This window comes from Streptomyces sp. NPDC057950 (genome assembly GCF_042887295.1).
Classification (GTDB): Bacteria; Actinomycetota; Actinomycetes; order Streptomycetales; family Streptomycetaceae; genus Streptomyces; species Streptomyces kaempferi.
Map to the genome: position 1 here is coordinate 110168 of NZ_JBHVPP010000017.1, position 17602 is coordinate 127769.

Here is a 17602-nt window from a genome sequence, read left to right on the forward strand (position 1 = left end):
GACCAGAGGCTGCGACACGCCGCGCGGCGTCGCCCGTCGCACCCCCGCGCGATGGCCGGGCGGTTCGCCACCGCCGCCCACCGGATGCTCCGTGACCGACCGGGTCCCCGCCCCCACGCAACGGCGACGGCCACCTGAGCGACCATGGCACCGAGAAGATCGTCCTCGACCTCCGTGTCCACCGGATCCTGGAAGGAACCAACGAGAACATGCGCGTCAACGTGGCCCGCGGCCTGATGGGGGCGTTCGGATGACCGGCGCCCACGACGCCGGGGCGTTCACCGGCACCGACGAATCCGTACTCCTGCGTACCGAGGGGCGCGCCGCGTACGTCACCCTCAACCGGCCCCGGGCGCTCAACGCCCTCACTCACGCCATGGTCCGCCGCGTCGACGCCGCGCTCACGCTCTGGGAACACGACCCGGCCGTGAAGACCGTCGTCGTGACCGGCGCGGGGGAGCGGGGACTGTGCGCGGGCGGCGACATCCGCGCCATCCACGACGACGCCCGGTACGGGGACGGCACGGCGTCGACTGCCTTCTGGCGCGACGAGTACCGGCTCAACGCCCGTATCGCCCGCTACCCGAAACCGTATGTCGCCGTGATGGACGGCATCGTGATGGGCGGCGGCGTCGGTGTCTCCGCGCACGGCAACGTACGGATCGCCACCGAGCGTTCCCGGATCGCGATGCCCGAGACCGGTATCGGCTTCGTCCCGGACGTGGGCGGCACCTACCTCCTCGCTCTCGCGCCCGGTGAACTGGGCACACACCTGGCACTGACCGGAACCCCGGTGGGCGCGGGCGACGCCCTGCTGTGCGGGCTGTCCGACCACTACGTGCCGTCCGACTCCCTGCCACGACTCGTCCAGGACCTCGCTCACGCGCCCGTACGGGAAGTTCTGGGCCGTCACGTCAGGGACGCGCCGCCCGGGGTCCTCGCGGAGGCGCGGCGCTGGATCGACGCCTGTTACACCGCCGGCACCGTCGAGGAGATCGTGAGCCGCTTGCTGGACCACGGGGACATCGCGGCCAAGAAGGCTGCCGAGACCCTGCTCACCAAGTCACCCACCGCGCTCAAGGTCACCCTCGCCGCGATGCGCGGAGCCCGCCGGCCCGGCTCCCTGGAGAAGGTGCTCGACCAGGAATACCGCGTCTCCTGCGCGGCGCTCACCGAACCGGACCTCGTGGAGGGCATCCGGGCCCAGGTCATCGACAAGGACCGCGCACCGAGTTGGTCACCGCCGACGCTCGCCGAGGTCTCCGCCGCGGACGTCGCACGCTTCTTCACACCGCTCGGCGAGCGTGAACTCGGCCTCGTCGCACCCGACATCACGCGGGAGGAGCCCTCGTGAGCGGGGCCGTCGCGTTCCGTCGCGTTCATCGGGCCGGGGCATATGAGTGGCCCCTGAGCGTGTTCGCCGGGAAGCGGTCGGCCCGCTTTCCCCACCGCTGACCCACAGGTCACGGCCGCCGCCCCGCCCGGCGAGACGAAGATCACGGCGGCGGGGACGGTCTTGGCCATGAACCCGCCACGCGGTACGGTCAGTGCGATATCGACGACGGCATGGCGGAAGCCGGTGGAAATCCGGCACGGTCGCGCCACTGTGAACGAGACCCCGTCCTCAGGGGGTTTCTCAAGTCAGACCCGCAGCTGTCGTCCTGTGCACCACCGAGATGGGACGCGAACTCCCGAGGAGGTCCTGCCATGGCGCAGACCGTCGCTCCGCCGACAGCCACCCCGATGCCCGCCAAGCTGCCGATCGGCACGATCGTCCCCTGGGCGGTCTTCTTCGGCATCCTGATGCTGGTCATGCTCTATTTCGTCGGCGCCGAGCAGGGCGCCACCTCCGTCGTCTCCGGCGAGGACGTTCACGAGTGGGTGCACGACGCCCGCCACCTCCTCGGCTTCCCCTGCCACTGACGAGGGACACCGCGCACCCATGAACTCCGCAACCGTCAGAAACCTTCTCGTGCGGGGCATGCTCGCCGGCCTCGCCGCCGGTGTGCTGGCCCTCGTCGTCGCCTACTTCCTGGGCGAGCCCAGCGTCGACGACGCCATCGGATTCGAAGAGGCCCACGCCCCGGCACACGGGCACGAGGTCGAGATCGTCAGCCGCAGCCTTCAGTCCACCGGCGGCCTCGCCACCGGCGTGCTGATCTACGGGGTGGCCTTCGGCGGGATCGCCGCCCTCGCGTACTGCTTCGCACTCGGCCGCGTCGGACGCTTCAGCCCGCGCGCGACCGCGCTGCTGCTGTCCGGCTGCGCGCTGCTCGCGGTGTACGTCGTGCCGTTCCTGAAGTACCCGGCCAACCCGCCGTCCGTCGGCGACCCCGACACCATCGGCAAGCGCACGACGCTGTACTTCCTGATGATGGTGCTGAGTGTGCTGCTCGCGGTCGCCGCCGTGATCCTGGGCAAGCGGCTCGCACCCCGTTGGGGCACCTGGTACGCCACCGTCGCCGCGGTCGTCTTCTTCGCTCTCGCGATCGGAATCGCGTACGAGTTCCTCCCGGTCATCAACGAGGTCCCGAAGGACTTCCCGGCCACCTTGCTGTGGCGGTTCCGTACCTCGGCCCTCGCCATCCAGCTCACCCTGTGGACCGGCTTCGGCCTGGTCTTCGGGGAGTTGGCACAGCGTCTGCTGGCCCCGCGTCCGGCGGCGGTCCCCACGGCGGCAACTCCCGTCCCGAACTGACCGATCGGCGCAGGGACGACCTACCGAGATCGCCCCCTGGGACATCAGCGGGCGATCTCGCGCGAAGGGCCCACCGGATCCGTCCGGGGGCCCTCTCGCGTTCTCCCGGAATCCACGGCCTGCGACTCTCGGCCGGCGGCGCCGTCCGGACCCCTCGATCCGGATCCACCGGTGCCCGGGGCCCTCGACCCCGGATGCACCAGGGACCTCAACCCTGGTCGTATCAGGGGAACCTCCGCGCGGGCCGACCGGTCAGGCCGCCTGGGCGTGCCGGACGAGATGGCGGGTGTAGGCGTCCGGGGTGAAGAACAGGGGCAACTCGGTTTCCAGGGCGTTGCGTTCGAAGAGGGACCGCACCTCGTCGACGGCGGCCCACGGGTACTCGGCACCCAGTGCGGCGAGTTCGTCGTCGAGCAGCCGCAGCACCGTCTCCCGGTCGACGACACGGTGCCGTAGCCACTGCCAGATCTGTACCCGGGCGATCTCCGCGGTCGCCGCGTCCTCCATCCGGCCGTACAGGGCGACGGCCCCACTGCCGCGCAGCCAGGCATCGAAGTATCGGAGCGTGACCGCGATGTTGGTGCGCACGCCCTCCTCGGTGGGCGGCCCGCCGACGCGGCGCACGGGCAGCAGGTCCGCGGCGTCCACCCCGGTGTTGCCGCGGGTACGCTCGATCTGATGGGGCCGGTCGCCGAGTACACCGTCGAAGACCTCACGGCACACCGGCACGAGACCGGGGTGGGCGACCCAGGAGCCGTCGAAGCCGTCCTCGGCCTCACGCTCCTTGTCGAGCCGGACGCCGGCCAGTGCCGCCTCGTCAGAGGCCCGGTCCAGGCCCGGCACGTGGGCGGCCATGCCACCGATGGCGTGGGCCCCCCGCCGGTGGCAGGTGCGTACCAGCAGCTCGGTGTACGCGCGCAGGAACGGCGCGGTCATCGTCACAGCCGCCCGGTCCGGCAGCAGGACGTCCGCGCGGTGACCGAAGGTCTTGATCAGACTGAACAGGTAGTCCCGACGGCCCGCGTTGAGGCCTGCACTGTGCTCGCGCAGCGCGTGGAGGATCTCCTCCATCTCCACGGCCGCGGTGATCGTCTCGATCAGGACGGTGGCCCGGACGGTGCCGCGGGGGATACCGAGCAAGTGCTGGGCGAGGACGAAGACATCGTTCCACAGACGCGCCTCGTAGCGGTTCTCCAGCTTCGGCAGGTAGAAGTACGGGCCGTACCCGGCGTCGATCTGCCGCCGCGCGCAGTGGAAGAAGTACAGACCGAAGTCCACGAGTGGGGCCGGTACGGGTCCGCCGTCGAACTCCAGGTGTTCCTCCGTCAGATGCCAGCCTCGGGGCCGCACCATGATGGTGGCGAGCCGGTCGCCGAGCCGGTACGGCTTGCCCTCCTCCGTGGTGAAGTCGAGGCGGCGTTCGATGGCGTCGAGCAGCGTGAGCTGGCCTCCGACGAGGTTGTCCCAGGTGGGGGAGGTGGCGTCCTCGAAGTCCGCCATCCACACGTGTGCCCCGGAGTTGAGGGCGTTGACGGCCCCACGGCGGTCCGGTGGGCCGGTGATCTCGACGCGGCGGTCGCCGAGTCCGTGAGCCGGCGCCGCCACGCGCCAGGAGGGATCGGCGCGGACGGCGGCGGTGGCGAGCGGGAAGTCTAGCGGGGCTCCCGCCGCGAGCCGTATGGCCTGCCGTCCGCGCTCCTTCAGGAGTTCCCGGCGGCGCCCGGAGAAGGCCGCGGCGAGGCGGCCGACGAAGTCCAGAGCGGCGGGCGTGAGGATCTCGTCGTGGCGGTCGCCCGGTGCCGCGAGGACCCGGACGCGGTGAGTCGGTGCACTGGTGGACATGAGGTTCTCCCGTTGGAGGAGCGGGGGCCGAGGTGAGGGCCCGGCAGGGACGGTCGCCCGGCCCTCACCTGGTCATGGACAGGTGCGCGGGCGCGCCGACGGGCCCTGTGGGGCGGGTCGCGAAAGTCCTGTCGTCCGCCCGGAGGGCGTGCCGGGGATCGTGAGACAGCGGGGCATTCGCAACACGCCCTAGTGGAACTGCTCTTCCTCGGTGGAGCCGGCGAGAGCGGTGGTGGAGGAGGCGGGGTTCACGGCGGTGGAGACGAGGTCGAAGTAGCCGGTGCCGACCTCGCGTTGGTGCCTGACCGCGGTGAAGCCGTGCTCCTGGGCGTCGAACTCGCGTTCCTGGAGGTCGACGTAGGCCGTCATGCCGTACTCGGCGTAGCCGCGTGCCAGGTCGAACATGCCGTGGTTGAGGGAGTGGAACCCGGCGAGGGTGATGAACTGGAAGCGGTAGCCCATTGCGCCCAGTTCCCGCTGGAACTTGGCGATCCGGTCGTCGTCCAGAGCGGCCTTCCAGTTGAAGGAGGGCGAGCAGTTGTAGGCGAGCATCTGGTCCGGGTGCTCCGCGTGGACGGCCTCGGCGAACTCACGTGCCTGGGCGAGGTCCGGGGTGCCGGTCTCGACCCAGATGAGATCCGCGTAGGGCGCGTAGGCGAGGCCGCGGGCGATGGCGGATGCCATGCCGCCCCGCACGCGGTAGAAGCCCTCCGCCGTTCGCTCTCCGGTGACGAACTCGGCGTCACGCGCGTCGACGTCGCTGGTGAGCAGAGTCGCGGCCAGCGCGTCGGTGCGGGCGACGATGAGGGTGGGCACGTCGGCGATGTCGGCCGCCAGGCGGGCCGCGTTGAGCGTACGGATGTGCTGCGAGGTGGGCACCAGGACCTTGCCGCCGAGGTGCCCGCACTTCTTCTCCGAGGCGAGCTGGTCCTCGTAGTGGATGCCCGCCCCGCCGGCCGCGATCATCGCCTTGGTCAGTTCGAAGGCGTTCAGCGGGCCGCCGAAGCCCGCCTCCGCGTCGGCGACGATCGGAGCCAGCCAGTCGGTGGTGTCCGTGCCGCCCTCTGCGCCGGCGATCTGGTCGGCGCGCAGCAGTGCGTTGTTGATCCGACGTACCACCTGTGGAACGGAGTTGACGGGGTAGAGGCTCTGGTCGGGGTAGGTGTGCCCGGCCTGATTGGCGTCGGCCGCCACCTGCCAGCCGGACAGGTAGATCGCCTGCAGACCTGCCTTCACCTGCTGCACCGCCTGCCCGCCGGTGAGCGCGCCGAGCGCGTGGATGTAGTCCCGCTCGTGCAACTGCCGCCACAGGCGCTCGGCTCCGCGCCGGGCCAGCGTGTGCTCCTCACGGACGCTGCCGGACAGCCGTACGACGTCCTGCGCACGGTAGGTGCGCTCGATGCCTTGCCAGCGGGGATCCGTGGCCCAACGCGCCGCGAGCTCCTCGGCCTTCGTCGTCCTCGCCTCTGCCATGGCCTTCACCTTCTTCCTGGGTCGTTCGTTCTGCCAATCCCCGATCCAGCTGAGCAAGGGAGTGGCACTCTGTGTCTCCATCTGAGGTGCGGCCCGCCGTCCTCCGGCGGCGCAGCTGAGCAATGCTGTCGTGCAAGCCGATGCGGCTGCCGGGATCGCCGACGTCAGGGCGTGAATCGCGCCCGGTTGCGCGGGGCCCGCTGCCGAAGTCCGGCGGGCCGCAGTGAAACTCTGGCACTGGCACTGAGTGTCATCAACCATGGAGATGTGCCAATTTCCGCATATCTTCGAGGTCGTTTCCGCCAAGGTTGCGAAGGGTGCGAGGACAGACCTGCCCGCGTACGCCGACGACCGTCGGGACCCTCTGAGGAGTGCGGTGAGCAAGACGTTCGCGGGAGCGCGGCTGCGGCGGCTGCGCGAGGAGCGCCGGATGAGTCAGGCCGAACTGGCCCGCGTCCTGGACATCTCACCCAGTTATCTGAACCAGATGGAACACGACTCACGGCCGCTCACCGTGCCGGTCCTGCTGAGGCTGACCGAGGCCTTCGGCGTCGATCCCGGCTTCTTCTCGGAGCGCGACACCACCCGGCTGGTCGCGGACCTGCGGGAGGCTCTGGCCGGCGACATCACCGAGGCCAGGGTGTCACCGTCCGACCTCGCGGACCTGGCCGGGCGCATGCCGGCGGTCGCCCGGGTCCTGCTCGACCTGGGCCGCCGCAACCAGGACCTGACCGAGCGGCTCGCCGGAGCCACGGACGGCCGGGGCGGCGCGGGTGAGGCGCCGGGCTCGCCGCACGAACAGATCCGGGACTTCTTCTACCGGCACCGGAACTACCTCCACGACACCGACCTGGCAGCCGAGCGGCTCGCGGAGGACATCGGTATCCGGCGCGGCGACGTCCTGCGCGTTCTCACCGCCCGACTGGCCGACGAGCACGGCGTGCGCCTTGCCACGGAGGCCGCCGACCACCTGCACCACTACGACGCGGCGTCCCGCACGCTCCATCTCTCCGACCGCCTGCGCCCGGGCCAGCGGGCCTTCCGTATGGCGACCCAACTCGCGCTGCTGGAGCACGGGGACGAACTCGACCGCCGGTCCGGCGCCGACTTCCCCGCCGGCTCACCGACGCACGCGCTGGCCCGTATCGGCATCGCGAACTACTTCGCCGCCGCGCTGATCCTCCCCTACCGCACCTTCCACGCGGCGGCTGAGGAGGTGCGCTACGACATAGAACGCCTCGCCGACCGCTACGGCCTCGGCTACGAGACCGTCTGCCACCGCCTGAGCACCCTTCAGCGCCCGAGGCTGCGCGGAGTGCCCTTCTCCTTCGTCCGGGTCGACCGCGCCGGCAACCTGTCCAAACGGCAGTCCGCGACCGACTTCCACTTCTCCCGGGCGGGCGGCACCTGCCCTCTGTGGAACGTCTACGAGGCGTTCGCCGTCCCCGGCCGCATCCACGTGCAGATCGCCGAAATGCCTGACGGCCGGCGCTATTTGTGGACGGCCCGCGCCCTCACCCGGCACCGCGGTGGCTGGGGCGAACCCGGCAAGACCTTCGCCATCGGCCTGGGCTGCGAGGTCCGTCATGCCGCGCGTCTGGTCTACGCCGACGGGCTCGACCTCGGCAACACCGCAGCGGCCACTCCCATCGGCATGGGCTGCCACAGCTGCGAACGGACCGACTGCCCGCAGCGCGCGGCGCCCCCGCTCGGCCGGCGACTGAGGATCGACGAGAACGACAGTACGTTCGTCCCCTACCCCGTGGTCGGCCCTGCGCCGTGAGGGCACCCCGCAGCCGCAGCCAACGTCCCAGAGGTCGAACTCGCCGAACGGCACGGGGGAGTTGTCGGGCCCGACGACCCGAGTGAGGTGGCGGCCGGGCCGGACGGCCTCGGCGGTGACGTCGGCCGTGCAGTCGGGAGCGGCGGGTGTGCGGAGCAGGGGCTGCCGTCCCCCGGCCGTGCGGACGTCCGTACCGTCGGCGAGGTCACCGGTCACCCCCTGTCGCATGGTCTCTCCCCGGGATCACGTGGGTAACGAGGTGTGGAGCGTGCGCGTCGAGACCCCGCGCCGCACCGAGGTCCGACGCGGATCGTGGTCGAGTGATCACGGATCATAGCGTCCGCTCCGAGTGCGCCGGACACCGAAGGGGAGGGGAGACCGCCCGGAACAGGCCCTCGAAGGCGACGACTCCCCCCGTCGGCGTTGACGGGGCCAGCGGCTGTGGGAGACGTCACGAGGTCCGCGGGGGAGCGAAGTGTCATATTGAGGATGTGCGGCATTCAACCATTTTGTTCGAGTGTGTCAGGGTGACGACGGCCGGGGCGATGAGTCACCTGGCCGCGGGATACGAGGCGCGCGGCCCGGCCATGTCTGCACGGCGCGCAGGCCCTGATCGCCGCCTTGCTCGCCCGGGGTGTCGCGGCTCCGTGGTCTCCCGGGGGCAACCCGTACCTGGCGGTCGCCACGGCACTGCTCATGGTCAACGTGTCGACGGAAGCCTCGTGGTCCCCGTGCTCCAGACGCTGACGGGCGCGGGCATCGCCGTGAACGCGCTCGTCCTGCCTCCGCTGTAACCGAGGAACGGTTGCGTCAGGCCGACGAGAGTCCGCGGTGGGACACGCGGTGTGTCGCGCACGCGAGGCGCATGGACGTGACCTACGGCGAGGCGTTCAGGATCTTGCGCGGGGCGACTCTCCAGGTGTGTGGCATCGCGCGGACGCCGGCCGACAACGCCCATGACCACCAAGCGGACCATCACCTGGGACAGCAGTTCCTCGACCGGTACGCCGAGACCCTGGGGCCGGCGGGGGCGGCCGTAGAGGAGTTCGCCGAACCGGGCGCGGCGAGCGGCTCGCCGGGTGTCACCGGGACCGGTTGCGCGGGGCGATCGACAGCGGCCTGGTCCGGCACGACGCCATGACCCAGCTGATCGGCAGGGGCACCCTCACCGAACCGGGTGCCTGGTACGTCTACGGCTCGCTCATGACCGACGTGGAGAGGCTGCCGGCCGATCTGGACCACACGGACGCGCGCTGAGTTCCGCTACCTCTCCCGGGAGGAAGCCCGCCGGGTGTCGCCGCGAAGGTTGCGAACGAGGTCAGACGTGATGTCCGGGGCTCATCCGGGACCGTTACCTGTTTGCCCCGTTGACACTCCGCATCCTCGTTACCTAGTGTCACGCCAACGTTCCGAATGCGTGGCGATATTTCGAACGGTGAAAGGCAACTGCCCTGCGCATCGTCGGAGTTGGCACACGCCTGGCCGGTACGCCGTGGCGCGGCCCGTCATGCGTCGAGGTGTACACCGGCACGGGGATCGTCGAGGTCGGCAAGGCATCCCGCGGTGCCGGGCCACGTCGACGCACCGCGCGGCAAACTGCAAGACACGGAGGCTCCTGAGCACCAATCCCGGTAATGTGCCGAGCGACCTGGCCATCGGTCATCTCATCGAGAGACGTTGGCAGTTCACTCCGGTGGTGATGCGCGCCAGGGCCGCCGACGGTCCGGGCGGGCACGCGCCGATCCATGAGGTCGCCGAGCTGATCCGCCGTGGCGTGCCACTCCACCTGAGGTTCGGGCTGTCCACCCAGTCAGGGATCTTCCCTCCACGGCACCCAACTGTGCGTCCTGGGCCGGGACCTGGTGCGGTCAGCGGTGTACACCCGGCCCCCACCACTCTCCCGCAGTCATCTGAATACGCCGTCATCTCCTCAACGACGAGAAGAACAAGGATCGATCATCATGCGCAACCGAAGAGCCGTCGTCGCCTCCCTCGCCGGAGCTGTCTCCGTCGCTCTCACGCTGTCCGCCTGCGGCAAGGACACCAAGGGCAGCCCCGAGGGCGGCACCATCGGCATCGCGATGCCGACGCAGGCCTCCGAGCGCTGGATCGCCGACGGCAAGAACGTCGTCAAGGACCTGAGGGCGAAGGGGTACAAGACGAAGCTGGTCTACGGTGAGGACGACCCGAAGACCCAGGTCTCGCAGATCCAGGACCTGATCACGCAGGGCGTCAGCGCACTGATCGTCGCGGCCATCGACAACAAGTCGCTGAACAACGTGCTTCAGCAGGCCGCCGCCGCCCACATCCCGGTGATCTCTTACGACCGGCTCATCCTCGGTACCAAGAACGTCGACTACTACGCCTCCTTCGACAACGAGCAGGTCGGCCGGCTCCAGGCCCGCTACATAGTCGACAAGCTCGGTCTGGAGGACGGCAAGGGGCCGTTCAACATCGAGCTCTTCGCCGGCTCCGCCGACGACAACAACACCAAGTACTTCTTCAACGGCGCCATGCACCTCTTGAAGCCCTACCTGGACAGCAAGCAACTGGTCGTCCAGTCCGGTCAGACCGCGCTCTCCGACGTGACCACCCTGCGCTGGGACGGTCCCACCGCGAAGAAGCGCATGGACGACGTTCTCGCCAAGTGGTACGGGGTCAAGAAGGTCGACGCCGTCCTGTCGCCGTACGACGGCATCTCCATCGGTGTTCTGACGGCGCTGAAGGCGGACGGCTACGGTTCACCCGCCAAGCCGCTGCCGGTCATCACCGGTCAGGACGCCGAACTCGCCTCGGTCAAGTCGATCATCGCGGGCGGGCAGTCGCAGACCGTCTACAAGGACACCCGCGAGCTGGCGGACGTCACGGCGACCATGGTCGACGCCGTACTGACCGACCAGCAGGTGAGGGTCAACGACACTCGGACCTACGACAACGGCGCCAAGGCCGTGCCGGCCTATCTGCTGCAGCCGAAGAGCGTCGACAAGTCCAACTACGAGGTCGCCCTGGTCGCGACCGGCTACTACACCGACGCCGAGCTCAAGTAGCCGTACGGCCGAGGCGCGCCGCCTCTCCGGCCGATGAAGTGAACCGGCGGTGCACCGGCGGGTGTTGACCGCTGGGCCGTCCGGGATCCCGTTCCCCGCCGACAGCGCGCGCCGGAGTTCCGACGCGCGCGTCGGGCCCCGTGTCCACCCGTGCCTGGGCGCCGCATCCGAGCGCGAAAGGACCGGCCGTCCCGCTGTGGGACGGCCGGCCCGTCGCGCGCGGCGGGGCGTTCTACGGCGCGGGGACCTCGGCGGTGAGGCGTCCGGTCCAGGGGCACCAGTAGAGACCGGGGAGGAAGGCGCCGCCGGCCTCGTCCAAGTGGTCCTCCGCGTAAGGGATGGTGGAGTCGCAGACTTCGATGGCCGCGTCCGCGAAGCTGACGGTGTCGGGGTTGTAGTGGAAGTCCCATTGCGGGTTGTAGCGGGCCTGGGTCTTGATGATCCTGCCGATGACGATCTTGCGTTCCCCGTGCTTGACGATGTCACGGGCTTCCTGGATCAGGGCCGGCCTCGTGATCTCGACGACGAAGTTGTGGCCGGTGACGTCCCGCAGGTTGAAATACGCGGCGTCGGTGGCGGCACCGGCAGGTCCGGCCTGGCCCACGGTCAGGGCGAGCAGCGTGGTGGCCGCGAGGGTGCCGATCCTGGAAGTGATACGTCGCATGAAGGCAGCTCCGTGCCTCGGGCCGTGATCATCACGGCCGGTCGTGACTGAATGTAGCGACTCAGTAACTCAAAGTGAACTATCCGGAGAGTCGGGTTTCCGAGTCCGGTCTCCCCCCGGGCTCTCTGCTCCATGAGGCGCGGCCTGGTAGGGGGTGTTCACGGGGCGGACGGTCCGCGGGCACTGTCGGGGGCCGTCGGCCGTGCGGACCGCGGGACGCCATGGCGGTCCGTCAGCCGCCCGTGCCGCCGGCCTCCACCTGGCGTGCGAGGTCGAGCGCCCTTCCCAGAGTGGTCAGCCGGGCGTCGAGCGTCTCACCCGCGGGGTAGAAGCGGACGGTGTCGACACCGGCGGCGCGCCAGACGCGGAGCCGCTCACGCACCATGTCCTCCGTGCCGATCAGTGTCGTACCGAGCACCATCTCGTCCGTCACGAGACCCGCCGCCCCGTCCCGGTCGCCGGCCTGCCAGCGCTCCTGGACCTCGGCGGCGACCTCGGCCCAACCCTGCCTGCTGTAGGCGTCGTTGTAGAAATTCGTGGTCGCGGAGCCCATCCCGCCCAGACTGAAGGCGAGTTCCTTCTTCCGGCCGCCCACCATCGCGCGCAGCGCGTCCTCGTCCTCGGCGAAGGCCACTTCGGCGCCTTGGCAGACGTCGAGGCTCGCCCGCGTACGTCCCCCGGCGGCGAGGCCCGCGTCCAGGTGGTCGAAGTACGCCTCCTTGGCGCCCTCCGGCACGAAACTCGTGCCCAGCCAGCCGTCCGCGACCTCCCCGGTGAGTTGCAGCATCTTCGGCGACAGGGTGGCCAGGTATACGGGCAGGTCGTGTTCGGCGCGCATCGACATCCGCATGGGCCGTGCCCGGCCGCCGGGCAGCGGGATGGTGAACTCCCGCCCCTCGTAAGCGATCTTCTCGCCCGCGACCGCCTGCCGGACGATGTCCACGGTCTCCCGCATCCGCGACAGCGGGCGCGCGAACGGTACGCCGTGCAGGCCCTCGATCACCTGGGGACCGGAGGAGCCGAGACCGAGGAGGAATCGTCCCTCGGAGATGTCGGAGAGCGTGATGGCGGCGCGGGCGATGGCCGTCGGGGTGCGGGTCGCGAGCTGGATGATCCCGGAACCGAGCAGCATCCGCTCGGTCCGCGCGGCCAGGTAGCCGAGTGGGGAGGGAGCTTCGGAACCCCAGGCCTCCGCCACCCAGCAGATGTCCATCCCGAGCTTCTCGGCCTCCACCACGAAGTCGACGGTCTCGCTCCAGCGGCCTGTCGATGCCTCGATCGTCGTAGCCGTACGCATCACGCACCCGCCCCTTCCGCGTCCTCGGCCAGCTTCCTGATGGCGTCGACGGTGCCGACCATGCTCCGCTCGAATTCCCGCAGCCGTACGAACACGATCTTCTGCTCCTTGTCCGGCATGCGGTCGATCGCGAAGGAAAGCCCCGAGCGTCCGGGGCCCATCTGCATCCACTGGGTCAGGTCGGTACCCGATTCCGTGGACTCGAGGGTGAATCGCCACAGGGCGCTGGGGAGTTGGGGATCCGAGACCGCCCAGGCGAACACGTGGTCCTGCTCGTACTCCACGACGTACGAGGTGGTTTCCCACTCGCCGAGCGACTCGTGCCTGCTCCGGCCGACGAAGCGGGCGCCGACCGCGGGAGCGGTGGCCTGGTCGAGCCAGTGGACCGACCGGAGTTCGGTACTGAGCGTCGGCATGAGATGGATGTCGGTGACCAGCTCCCACACCCGCCGCGGCGGAGCGTCGATCCGGGTCCTCGCCTCGACCGTCGGTCTGTCCGCGTAACGCGCGCCCGTCCACTCCATGGCTCGCTCGGCCTTCCTCTCGGTTTCCGCCGAAATCCGCCCCTGGAGGGGCCCTGAGCTCGAGAGTTGCGTAGATAGACTTACCTGTCAAGGAAGGGCGGCCCCGGTTCGCGGGGTGGGAGGCGGAGGGTTGCCGAGGGTCGGGCGCGGGCGCCCGGGGTGACGGTCAGGCGGTGAAGCGTTGCCGGATGGCGGGGCGTTCGGCGAGGTGGCGGGGGTATCCGGGGCCGAGGCGGGGATGGGTGTCCCGCGCCGTCATGGGTTCCCCGCAGTCGGCGCAGACCACCTCGGCGGCGCTCTCGTGCCCGCAGGCGTCGTGGTGGAAGACGACCGGTGGTCCCTGCTCGCCGCTGAGCCAGCGGTTGCCCCAGCTGTTCATGGCCGCCAGCACCCCGAAGAAGTCGCGGCCCATGTCGGTGAGGACGTAGTCGTAGCGCACCGGCTCGTGCTGGTAGGGCTTCTTCTCCATGAGGCCTTCGTCCACCAGCCGCCGGAGCCGTGCGGTGAGGGTGTTGCGGGCGATACCCAACTCCTGCTGGAAATCGTCGAACCGCTTGATCCCGTAGAACGCCTCCCGCAGGACCAGGGGCGTCCACCAGTCACCGAGCAGATCCATCGTCCGTGCGATGGAGCACGGCCAGTTCGCAAAAGAAGTCCGCCTCATGCGCCCAGCATACGAGGGTCTCACCATAGGACCCAGCAGTTCCGAGGCGCATGGCCGGGCCGTGAGAACGTCCGCGGTCACCGCGCCGGGCCGGGAGTGCCCGCGGTCACCGCGTCCGGCCGTCCGGCCCGCGGGACAGACATGGGCACTGTCGGGCCCGGGTGGGACCGAGCGGCGGCCGGCCGGGGATGGGTGGCGAGGTCACCGGCGTCTCCCGCCGCGGTCACCGGACGCACGCGGTGCGGCTGACCCACTGGGCCAGCGTGAGCCGCCTGGTCACGGCCGCTCGGGCCGGATTGCGCCGGCGGATCGGCACGTGTCCGCATTCGCGGCGGTCGGCGACGCGCGCCCGCTTGTTCGCGTCCCGCTCGCAGACCAGGGCCTCACGCAGAAGGGACAGGTGGGCCGGTACGGCCGCGAGACGGTCGTACTCGTCCCGGCAGGGGCCGCCGCAGGCCGTCACGTGGGCGACGACAGCGCTCGCGTCGTCTGCGCCGAGGGCCTGGAGCGCGTGTCCGGCGAGGAGGTCACGGATCGTGCCGCATTCCTTGATCGAGGTGAGCATGATCGGGTGTCCTATCTGTGCTGGGTGGTGTGCCGCTCTGTGCGAGAGGCTCGCCACCTGGGGGTTCACGGTTTCACTCTCGCCCACGAACGGTGCCCGGCACATCGTCCGCACGCAGCGAATCCCGGCTACCACGGGCGTGGTAGCCGGGATGTCGGGCTACGGCTGGTGCAGAACCGCGTCCTGCGGGCCCACCCTCGGACACGTCCCCGTCGAGGGGGTCCTTCGGGCGCGGGGGAGGCGCGCGGGAAGGCACGCGTCACGAGGTCGGATCTGTTCCTGGAGTGGTCGTCACGCGGTCATGACGCGGACAGCCGTCCGGAGGCCCGGCGGGGACGCTGGGCCGGCGCTCACACGGGTGGAGCGCCGGGGGACCGGTCGTTGCGGCGGACCGGTGCCGTGAGGCGGACGTCCGTCAGGGGGCCGGTCGCGTCGCCGGACCGGCCGTCACACGGACATCCGTCAGGACGGGGCGGGCTGTGTCGCCGGGCCGACGAGACCGCACTGGTAGGCGATGACCACGAGCTGCGCCCGGTCACGAGCGGCCAGCTTGGTCATGGCCCGGTTGACGTGGGTCTTGGCCGTCAGCGGGCTGACGAACAGGCGACCCGCGATCTCGTCGTTGGACAGGCCGAGCGCGACCAGTCCGACGACATCGCGTTCCCGTGGGGTCAGGTCCTCCAGCCGTTCGTGGACGGCGGTCGGGCACGGGTCCGGCTGGGCCAGGAACCGTCCGATCAACGCCCGGGTCGCCGACGGGGAGAGCAGCGCCTCGCCGTCGGCGACCGTGCGGACGGCTTCGATGAGTTCCTCGGGCCGGGCGCCCTTGCCCAGGAAGCCGCTCGCCCCCGCCCGCAGCGCTTCGGTGACGTGCTCGTCGTCCTCGAAGGTGGTCAGGATGAGCACCTTGACCTCCGCCAGGTCCTCCGACTCGCAGATGATCCGCGTCGCGTCGATGCCGTCCATGTCCGGCATGCGGATGTCCATCAGGACGACGTCGGGGTGCTGTGTACGCGCCAGTTCCACCGCCTCGCGGCCGTTGGCGGCCTCGCCCACCGTCTCCATGTCGTCGGTGGAGTCGAACAGCATCCGGAAGGTGCCGCGGAGCAGGGCCTGGTCGTCGGCGAGCAGTACACGGATCGTCATCGCCATTCCTCCGATAGCTCGTCCATGGCGAGGCCGGACCGCAGCGGCAGTTCGGCGGTCACGCTGAAGCCACCCTCGGGGCGCGCTCCCGCGTGCAGTCTGCCGCCGACGGTGGCGGCACGCTCGCGCATACCGATCAGCCCGTGACCGGCCCCCGGCTGGGGATCGTGGGGTCCCGCGCTGCCGTCGTCCTCGACCGTGATCGTCAGCCAGGCGGGGTCGTAGTGCAGGAACACCCGGGCGTGATCCGCGCCGGAGTGCTTGCGCACATTGGTCAGGGACTCCTGCACGATGCGATACGCGGCCAGGTCGACCGACGGTTCCAGCGGTTCGGCGTCGCCCTGCCGTGTGTGCTTCACGGCCAGTCCGGCCCGTTCGAACGAGGACAGGAGGGCCGGCACCTGCGCCAGGCCCGGCAGGGGATCGCGTGGCGCCACCGGATCGTCGGACTGCCGCAGCAGGCCCACGGTGACGCGTAGTTCGTCCAGCGCAGCTCGGCTGGCGTCCCGGATCTCCTCCAGAGCGGTGAGGATCCGTTCCGGCCGCCGCTCCAGCAGATGGGCGGCGACGCCTGCCTGAGCGTTGATCAGGGCGATGTGATGGGCGACGATGTCGTGCAGCTCACGGGCGATCCTGACGCGCTCGGCCGCCACCCGGTGCTGTGCCTCCTGCTCACGGGTGCGCTCGGCGTGCTCCGCCCGTTCCTCCACCGCGGCCACGTACGCGCGACGTGAACGGACGCCGTCCCCGACCGCGGCCGGCAGAGCCATCCAGGCCAGTGTCGCCGCCTTGTCCGGGTCCAGCCACGACCTCGACCCCCAGACGACGGCCGCCCCCACCAGGACGGCGGCGGAGGCGGAGGCCGCGGCGCAGGCGGTACGCCGGTCGGTCATCAGGGCCACGGTGTAGACGGACACCAGTACCGGACTCATCACCACGGGACTTTCCCGGAATCCGAGCAACTCGAAGACGACTCCGCAGCAAACCGTCAGGGCCAGTACGCCGAAGGGGTGGCGGCGTCTGCACACCAGGGCGGAACAGCCGACCGCCGCCAGCAGCACGGCGGGCCAGCGCACCAGAAACACATGCCTGTGCGGTTCGATCGAAGAGGCGACGACCGACAGCACGAACAGGGCCGCCGCGCCCAGAGCGTCGCCCCGGGACACCGGGGAACCCCCTGCCCGTCTCCAACCGATGATCGCCGCCATGCCACCACCGTAGGGTTCGCTGCCGGATCGGGCATTGTCTCGCTGGGCCAAGTGCACCCGGGGCGGGGCCGGACGACGGTGCGTCGGATGGCTGGTGCGGTGAACGGCGGGACCGCCCGGCCGGATGCCGGGGTCGCCTTGTTTGTGCCTCGGGGGTGGAATCTGATCTGCTGCGCTCTGAAGTGCCTTGGGGAGAGGAGGGGCCATGACGGCCACCGATGGTGAACGCCGACCGGCCGGCGAGCTCGAGGCGAGCGTCCTCGCGGCGTTGTGGGCGGCCGGGAAGCCGCAGTCGGCGGCTCAGGTGAGGTCCGCGATGCCGCAGCCGCTGGCCCGCACGACGGTGGCGACCCTGCTGGCCCGGCTCCATGAGAAGGGGGTTGTCGGCCGCAGCCCCGGCACGCGGGGCTTCGTCTACTTCCCCGTGGAGGACTCGCACGGGCTGACCGCCCGCCGTATGCACCGCGCACTCGACCAGGACGGTGACCGAAGCACGGTGCTGGCCCGGTTCGTCGAGGGACTCAGTCCTGAGGACGAGACGGAGCTGAGGCGCCTCCTGGGGGAGAGCGGGCAGTGAACGCCGTGCTCGTCGCCTCCGCCGGCACCCCGGCCTGAACCAGCCTCCTGATGTGGGCCCCGCGCCGCTCGTGCGGACCGGTCCTCGGTGCTGCCGTCGCAACCTCATCGCGGG

General features: G+C 70.4%; 16 protein-coding genes, 1 pseudogene and 1 riboswitch. Of the genes and pseudogenes, 8 read left to right on the forward strand and 9 right to left on the reverse strand.

Annotation, left to right across the window (positions count from 1 at the left end):
- Nucleotides 1-122: 122 nt before the first annotated feature.
- From ACFVTC_RS26775 to ACFVTC_RS26790, 4 genes and pseudogenes are all read left to right on the forward strand, one after another.
- Nucleotides 123-254, forward strand: a pseudogene (locus ACFVTC_RS26775) (acyl-CoA dehydrogenase family protein); the annotation flags it as partial.
- Complete coding sequence (locus ACFVTC_RS26780; protein ID WP_390131071.1) at nt 251-1354, forward strand: enoyl-CoA hydratase/isomerase family protein; 1104 nt, start codon at nt 251-253, stop codon at nt 1352-1354. The pseudogene ACFVTC_RS26775 and the gene ACFVTC_RS26780, both read left to right, overlap by 4 nt.
- 165 nt (nt 1355-1519) lie before the next feature.
- A riboswitch (cobalamin riboswitch) is annotated at nt 1520-1670 on the forward strand.
- A gap of 37 nt (nt 1671-1707) precedes the next feature.
- Nucleotides 1708-1923 carry a CbtB-domain containing protein gene (locus ACFVTC_RS26785; RefSeq protein ID WP_390131072.1) on the forward strand — a complete coding sequence of 72 codons (216 nt, stop codon included), beginning with the start codon at nt 1708-1710 and terminating at the stop codon, nt 1921-1923.
- Nucleotides 1924-1942: 19 nt separating this feature from the next.
- The gene (locus tag ACFVTC_RS26790; protein WP_390131073.1) at nt 1943-2698 is read left to right on the forward strand and encodes a CbtA family protein; all 756 of its coding nucleotides are present in this window, start codon (nt 1943-1945) and stop codon (nt 2696-2698) included.
- A 252-nt stretch (nt 2699-2950) separates the two neighbouring features.
- Here the strand turns inward: ACFVTC_RS26790 and aceB are convergent, their stop codons facing one another.
- Both aceB and aceA read right to left on the reverse strand, forming a co-directional pair.
- A complete protein-coding gene (gene aceB, locus ACFVTC_RS26795) occupies nt 2951-4540 on the reverse strand; it encodes a malate synthase A (protein WP_390131074.1) in 1590 nt (529 codons plus the stop codon).
- A gap of 189 nt (nt 4541-4729) precedes the next feature.
- Entirely contained in the window at nt 4730-6013 is a 1284-nt protein-coding gene (aceA, locus tag ACFVTC_RS26800; protein ID WP_390131075.1) for an isocitrate lyase, read from the reverse strand.
- 376 nt (nt 6014-6389) lie between these two features.
- Between aceA and ACFVTC_RS26805 the strand changes: the two genes are divergently transcribed.
- The 3 genes from ACFVTC_RS26805 to chvE all read left to right on the forward strand — a co-directional run bounded on the left by ACFVTC_RS26805 (nt 6390) and on the right by chvE (nt 10843).
- The gene (locus tag ACFVTC_RS26805) at nt 6390-7796 is read left to right on the forward strand and encodes a short-chain fatty acyl-CoA regulator family protein (RefSeq protein WP_390131076.1); all 1407 of its coding nucleotides are present in this window, start codon (nt 6390-6392) and stop codon (nt 7794-7796) included.
- An 865-nt stretch (nt 7797-8661) separates the two neighbouring features.
- Nucleotides 8662-8937, forward strand: coding sequence for a hypothetical protein (locus tag ACFVTC_RS26810; RefSeq protein ID WP_390131077.1), 276 nt, complete (start codon nt 8662-8664; stop codon nt 8935-8937).
- An 820-nt stretch (nt 8938-9757) separates the two neighbouring features.
- Entirely contained in the window at nt 9758-10843 is a 1086-nt protein-coding gene (gene chvE, locus ACFVTC_RS26815; RefSeq protein ID WP_390131078.1) for a multiple monosaccharide ABC transporter substrate-binding protein, read from the forward strand.
- A gap of 232 nt (nt 10844-11075) precedes the next feature.
- On the opposite strand, the gene ACFVTC_RS26820 is transcribed toward chvE, so the two are convergent.
- The 7 genes from ACFVTC_RS26820 to ACFVTC_RS26850 all read right to left on the reverse strand — a co-directional run bounded on the left by ACFVTC_RS26820 (nt 11076) and on the right by ACFVTC_RS26850 (nt 16911).
- The gene (locus ACFVTC_RS26820) at nt 11076-11507 is read right to left on the reverse strand and encodes a calmodulin-binding protein (protein WP_390131079.1); all 432 of its coding nucleotides are present in this window, start codon (nt 11505-11507) and stop codon (nt 11076-11078) included.
- Between the two features lie 232 nt (nt 11508-11739).
- Entirely contained in the window at nt 11740-12804 is a 1065-nt protein-coding gene (locus tag ACFVTC_RS26825) for an LLM class flavin-dependent oxidoreductase (RefSeq protein WP_390131173.1), read from the reverse strand.
- A complete protein-coding gene (locus tag ACFVTC_RS26830; RefSeq protein ID WP_390131080.1) occupies nt 12804-13328 on the reverse strand; it encodes an SRPBCC family protein in 525 nt (174 codons plus the stop codon). Before ACFVTC_RS26830 ends, ACFVTC_RS26825 begins: the two co-directional genes overlap by 1 nt.
- A gap of 166 nt (nt 13329-13494) precedes the next feature.
- Complete coding sequence (locus ACFVTC_RS26835; protein WP_390131081.1) at nt 13495-13992, reverse strand: winged helix-turn-helix transcriptional regulator; 498 nt, start codon at nt 13990-13992, stop codon at nt 13495-13497.
- A 223-nt stretch (nt 13993-14215) separates the two neighbouring features.
- Nucleotides 14216-14557, reverse strand: coding sequence for a hypothetical protein (locus ACFVTC_RS26840; protein WP_390131082.1), 342 nt, complete (start codon nt 14555-14557; stop codon nt 14216-14218).
- Nucleotides 14558-15019: 462 nt separating this feature from the next.
- Complete coding sequence (locus tag ACFVTC_RS26845) at nt 15020-15703, reverse strand: response regulator transcription factor (protein ID WP_168533001.1); 684 nt, start codon at nt 15701-15703, stop codon at nt 15020-15022.
- Nucleotides 15700-16911, reverse strand: a complete 1212-nt coding sequence (locus ACFVTC_RS26850; protein WP_390131083.1) for a sensor histidine kinase — start codon at nt 16909-16911, stop codon at nt 15700-15702. Before ACFVTC_RS26850 ends, ACFVTC_RS26845 begins: the two co-directional genes overlap by 4 nt.
- A 205-nt stretch (nt 16912-17116) precedes the next feature.
- Between ACFVTC_RS26850 and ACFVTC_RS26855 the strand changes: the two genes are divergently transcribed.
- Nucleotides 17117-17488: a BlaI/MecI/CopY family transcriptional regulator gene (locus ACFVTC_RS26855; protein WP_390131084.1), complete on the forward strand. Its 372-nt coding sequence runs from the start codon at nt 17117-17119 to the stop codon at nt 17486-17488.
- Nucleotides 17489-17602 lie beyond the last annotated feature (114 nt).

Bases quoted from the DNA above. Each gene is read 5' to 3' on its own strand.
- ACFVTC_RS26780 (WP_390131071.1), top strand. From the start codon at position 251: ATGACCGGCGCCCACGACGCCGGGGCGTTCACCGGCACCGACGAATCC.
- ACFVTC_RS26785 (WP_390131072.1), top strand. From the start codon at position 1,708: ATGGCGCAGACCGTCGCTCCGCCGACAGCCACCCCGATGCCCGCCAAG.
- ACFVTC_RS26790 (WP_390131073.1), top strand. From the start codon at position 1,943: ATGAACTCCGCAACCGTCAGAAACCTTCTCGTGCGGGGCATGCTCGCC.
- aceB (WP_390131074.1), bottom strand. From the start codon at position 4,540: ATGTCCACCAGTGCACCGACTCACCGCGTCCGGGTCCTCGCGGCACCG.
- aceA (WP_390131075.1), bottom strand. From the start codon at position 6,013: ATGGCAGAGGCGAGGACGACGAAGGCCGAGGAGCTCGCGGCGCGTTGG.
- ACFVTC_RS26810 (WP_390131077.1), top strand. From the start codon at position 8,662: ATGGACGTGACCTACGGCGAGGCGTTCAGGATCTTGCGCGGGGCGACT.
- chvE (WP_390131078.1), top strand. From the start codon at position 9,758: ATGCGCAACCGAAGAGCCGTCGTCGCCTCCCTCGCCGGAGCTGTCTCC.
- ACFVTC_RS26820 (WP_390131079.1), bottom strand. From the start codon at position 11,507: ATGCGACGTATCACTTCCAGGATCGGCACCCTCGCGGCCACCACGCTG.
- ACFVTC_RS26825 (WP_390131173.1), bottom strand. From the start codon at position 12,804: ATGCGTACGGCTACGACGATCGAGGCATCGACAGGCCGCTGGAGCGAG.
- ACFVTC_RS26830 (WP_390131080.1), bottom strand. From the start codon at position 13,328: ATGGAGTGGACGGGCGCGCGTTACGCGGACAGACCGACGGTCGAGGCG.
- ACFVTC_RS26835 (WP_390131081.1), bottom strand. From the start codon at position 13,992: ATGAGGCGGACTTCTTTTGCGAACTGGCCGTGCTCCATCGCACGGACG.
- ACFVTC_RS26840 (WP_390131082.1), bottom strand. From the start codon at position 14,557: ATGCTCACCTCGATCAAGGAATGCGGCACGATCCGTGACCTCCTCGCC.
- ACFVTC_RS26845 (WP_168533001.1), bottom strand. From the start codon at position 15,703: ATGACGATCCGTGTACTGCTCGCCGACGACCAGGCCCTGCTCCGCGGC.
- ACFVTC_RS26850 (WP_390131083.1), bottom strand. From the start codon at position 16,911: ATGGCGGCGATCATCGGTTGGAGACGGGCAGGGGGTTCCCCGGTGTCC.
- ACFVTC_RS26855 (WP_390131084.1), top strand. From the start codon at position 17,117: ATGACGGCCACCGATGGTGAACGCCGACCGGCCGGCGAGCTCGAGGCG.